Here is a 3,372-nt window from a genome sequence, read left to right on the forward strand (position 1 = left end):
TTTCTTCATTCTGGATCGTCACTTTCATCATGCGATCCACCTTAACGACCGGTCCGAAATTCCGCGACCACCTCTTTCTTGCAACACTCAACAGTTTTGGACTGTTCCCTGAATGGCTAAGTTCAGTACTTGGCCAGATATCACAATGGGCGTTGCTGACGGCTATCGCTGCTGTAGGGCTAAGAACCTCATTGCGCCGAGTCCTCGAGATCGGACCTCAAGCCATCGTAATGATAATCTCGGAAACAGCCTTCATTGCCCTCATTATTCTTGGAGGCATCTACTTCCTGCGCCACTGAAGAAATTTGCAAATAGCGTTACTTGCGAAACGGAGACGAGATGACAAACGATCAACGTCTTTTAGCTCTTGATGGAGAACTGAACGAACTGGTTATTGATGGTAAGATGAGCGAAGCTCTGGACCGATTTCTATTGCGATAATGTTTCAATACGCGAAAATGACAAGGCGCCGACGATCAGTAAAGCAGCCAACTTGGCTCGTGAAAAGGCATTTTTCCAGCAGGTCGAACGCTTCAATAACACAGAGGTCTTGGCGAGCGGTGTAGGAGGGCAGACGACCTTCTCCAAATGGTATGTAGACTTCGTTCACAAAGGACTGAGACAGTTGACTTTTACTCAGATCGCGGTCCGGATCTGGATCGGCGAGCGCGTAGCTGAGGAAATTTTCTTTGGGGTTTATCCCCTTGAGGCAAGTTTGACTCGCCTTTCACGTGAAATCTGGATAGAAATCGTTTTTGTGCAAACGATAGAGAATTTCTGGATTTCAGTTGGTTACGCTCAGCGACCTTGTTGCCCCATGGAAGACCTTTTCAGAGCCTGTAACTTGGTTCGAGGAGGGGGAAAATTGGAAAACGGCCCGGGTACGATTGAAAATTAATGAGAGCGATGCCCTCGGCCTGTTTTTGCGCCTGAAAAGTCCCGCACTAAGAAATGGGCATGGGTTCCTACTCCAAACTGAATATCAACCGGATGAGAGCGCTAGGAGCGCGTTCGCGCTGGAGCGCATCGAGTGGAGGGTGGGTCATACGAATTCTGCAATTGGGCCGCAAGAGTATCACTTTTTGGATATACCGAGTTCGCACATCCATAAGTTCGACATCAACTATTTGGAAGGTGAAGATCGCATGAGGCAGCGTAATTTGCCGTTAGCAGTGCCACTTGACCCCGATCCCGGTACGCTTGAAGATTTCCTTGAATGTGCCGAAAAATTGCTTAGAATCAAGGGGGTATCAGGAATTGAGCGCCCCGGCTTCCAGGGGAGGCTAGTGTCTTGATAAGTATGAGGAAACACATGAATGACGGTGCCTTCATAAATGCCGTTGAGCACGTAGCAAGCGGGATGGCGCGGTTTGAGCGCGAGAACGATGGTTACATTTTTACCACGGGAGCCGTGTATCCAAGCGGATCGCCCGTCCGTGTTCGCGTGTCTTTTGACGGTAATACGTGCTTCGTGTCGGATATGGGTGTTGGATCAAATGAAGCTGAGATGGTTGGCGCAACACCACGTCAGTTTGCGCATCATGCCCGCGCAACGGCGAGCCATTTTGGCGTTGGGTTCGACAGCCACAGCTTCTTTGTTCTCCAAATCAGCATTGATCGCATCGCTGGAGCAGTGAAAATGGTGTCAGCCGCATCGCATCGCGCTACCGTCCTGACGGAAGCGACAATTAGCGAGCAATCGGCCAAAAACGAACGCGATATGCTTGTTGACAGGCTGATAGACGTTTACGGAAAATCTCGTGTGGAGCGCGACGTGGAGATGACTGGTATGTCTGGGCATGTCTGGCCCGTTGCAGGTAGAGTGCAAGACGGTGGGACAGCTGCGTTTGATATTGCGACGCCATTTCACTCTTCAGTTTTCAGCGCCCATACCAAATTCAGCGACCTTAAGCTTCTTGGGGATAGTGCGCCGATGGGGGTGGTGGCCGTTGAAAGTCAAGGCGATTTCAAACCGGACTATATTACTCTTCTTGAACAGTCGGCGTCAGTGATTGAAATTTCTGCCGCAAATGATAACTATCGGGCGCTTCTGGGGGTGGCATGACATTATCACTAACGAAAGCCATCAAGACAAACGACTTAGAAAAGTTCATCGCCCAAGAGGAGGCTCGTGGCACGGGTCCAATAAGCGCGGCGGAGTTTGGCGCAACCGCCGCAACCGTGATCAAAACGCCGCCACAAGACGATCAAACATCAGGTTCGCCTCGCCCCGATGATTTGCCCGGAAAGTGAATTCGTCCAGATACCGACGCATGTGCTTTTGGCTGATCGAGACGTGGGTGCCACGGATCGAATGCTTGAAGTGACGCCAGAAGCTTTCCACGTGGTTCGTATGGTGCAGCGTGTCCGTCTCAGCGTCATACACCGCCCACTCTTTCGCGCCGTGCTTAACAGCAACGTGCGAGTAGCCATGCTCTTTCAGTAAGCGATAGCTGTAGAGTTCATCCGTTGAAACCGTAGTGCCAGCCTCAACAGTTTTGAGCGTTTCGGCGCGCAGGGTATTCAGCTTCACGTCAGGGATAATCTCGGTAACAAGACGCCCACCACGTTCCTTGAAGCCCATGACGATGGTTTTGCCAGCAGCCCCACGACCACGCTTGCCGGGGCGCTTACCGCCCACGTATGCCTCGTCAATCTCGACATGGCCTTGCAGCATGGCTTTGAGGTCATGCTTGTCCATTTGCTCACGGATTTTGTGGCCGATCCGCCAAGCGGTTTTATAGGTCACGCCAAGCTGGCGCTGGAGTTCCTTACCAGAAACCCCGTGCCGAGTGGTGACAAACAGGTAGATCGCATAGAACCAAACCTGGAGCGGCGTTCGGGTGTCTTGGAAAATGGTGCCCGCCGTGGGGTAGACATGATCCCCGCAAGCCGCACAGGCCCATGCGCGGCGGTTGCTCATGCGGTGGAAGGTACTTTCAACACCGCAAGCCCGGCACGCATGTTTGTCACCAAACCGGACATTGAAGATATGTTCAAGGCATGCCTCATCATCCGGGAAGCGCTTGAAGAAGTCGCGGACGCTAAAGTCGGGTGATGCTGATTTGCTCTTTTCCATGTGTCATAGATAGCAAATCTCGATACTTGCATCAAGGGGATAAACCCCTTTTCTTTTACGGAATGAAGACAGACTTCATGTCACGCAAGATGGATAGATAGTTCCACATTAGAGGTTATTTAGCCGCAACGATAATACCGCAGCCGAGCAAGCTTCGCATTTACGCGAGCACGCGCTGGCGCATAAACCTTCGGGTCCACCACGTGGTGCAAATGGATTAGGCTCAGGACTCATAACCAGTAAGTAACGATTGCGGCGAGTGCGATTGCTGAGAGGAAGACCTTTGGGCATCT

Annotated in this window: 5 protein-coding genes; 4 read left to right on the top strand and 1 reads right to left on the bottom strand. The window is 51.6% G+C overall.

All coding sequences use genetic code 11. The features are described from left to right. From Q1A75_RS23435 to Q1A75_RS23450, 4 genes are all read left to right on the top strand, one after another. The coding region (locus Q1A75_RS23435; protein WP_299641459.1) for a putative sulfate exporter family transporter at positions 1-299 on the top strand (299 nt) is incomplete at its 5' end. A gap of 194 nt (positions 300-493) precedes the next feature. Then, complete coding sequence (locus Q1A75_RS23440) at positions 494-898, top strand: hypothetical protein (protein ID WP_299641461.1); 405 nt, start codon at positions 494-496, stop codon at positions 896-898. Further along, complete coding sequence (locus Q1A75_RS23445; RefSeq protein ID WP_299641464.1) at positions 888-1,295, top strand: hypothetical protein; 408 nt, start codon at positions 888-890, stop codon at positions 1,293-1,295. The genes Q1A75_RS23440 and Q1A75_RS23445 overlap by 11 nt, the downstream gene beginning before the upstream one ends. Positions 1,296-1,312: 17 nt before the next feature. Next, positions 1,313-2,065, top strand: a complete 753-nt coding sequence (locus Q1A75_RS23450) for a hypothetical protein (protein WP_299593457.1) — start codon at positions 1,313-1,315, stop codon at positions 2,063-2,065. A gap of 120 nt (positions 2,066-2,185) precedes the next feature. Here Q1A75_RS23450 and Q1A75_RS23455 read toward each other — a convergent pair whose 3' ends face one another. Continuing rightward, the gene (locus Q1A75_RS23455; protein ID WP_299593460.1) at positions 2,186-3,079 is read right to left on the bottom strand and encodes an IS1595 family transposase; all 894 of its coding nucleotides are present in this window, start codon (positions 3,077-3,079) and stop codon (positions 2,186-2,188) included. Positions 3,080-3,372: the final 293 nt, after the last annotated feature.

It is taken from the genome of uncultured Tateyamaria sp. (genome assembly GCF_947504105.1).
Lineage (GTDB): Bacteria > Pseudomonadota > Alphaproteobacteria > Rhodobacterales > Rhodobacteraceae > Tateyamaria.

What these genes read in the sequence shown, in the direction of transcription:
- Q1A75_RS23450 (WP_299593457.1), top strand. Translation starts at nt 1,313, where the DNA reads ATGAATGACGGTGCCTTCATAAATGCCGTTGAGCACGTAGCAAGCGGG.
- Q1A75_RS23455 (WP_299593460.1), bottom strand. Translation starts at nt 3,079, where the DNA reads ATGGAAAAGAGCAAATCAGCATCACCCGACTTTAGCGTCCGCGACTTC.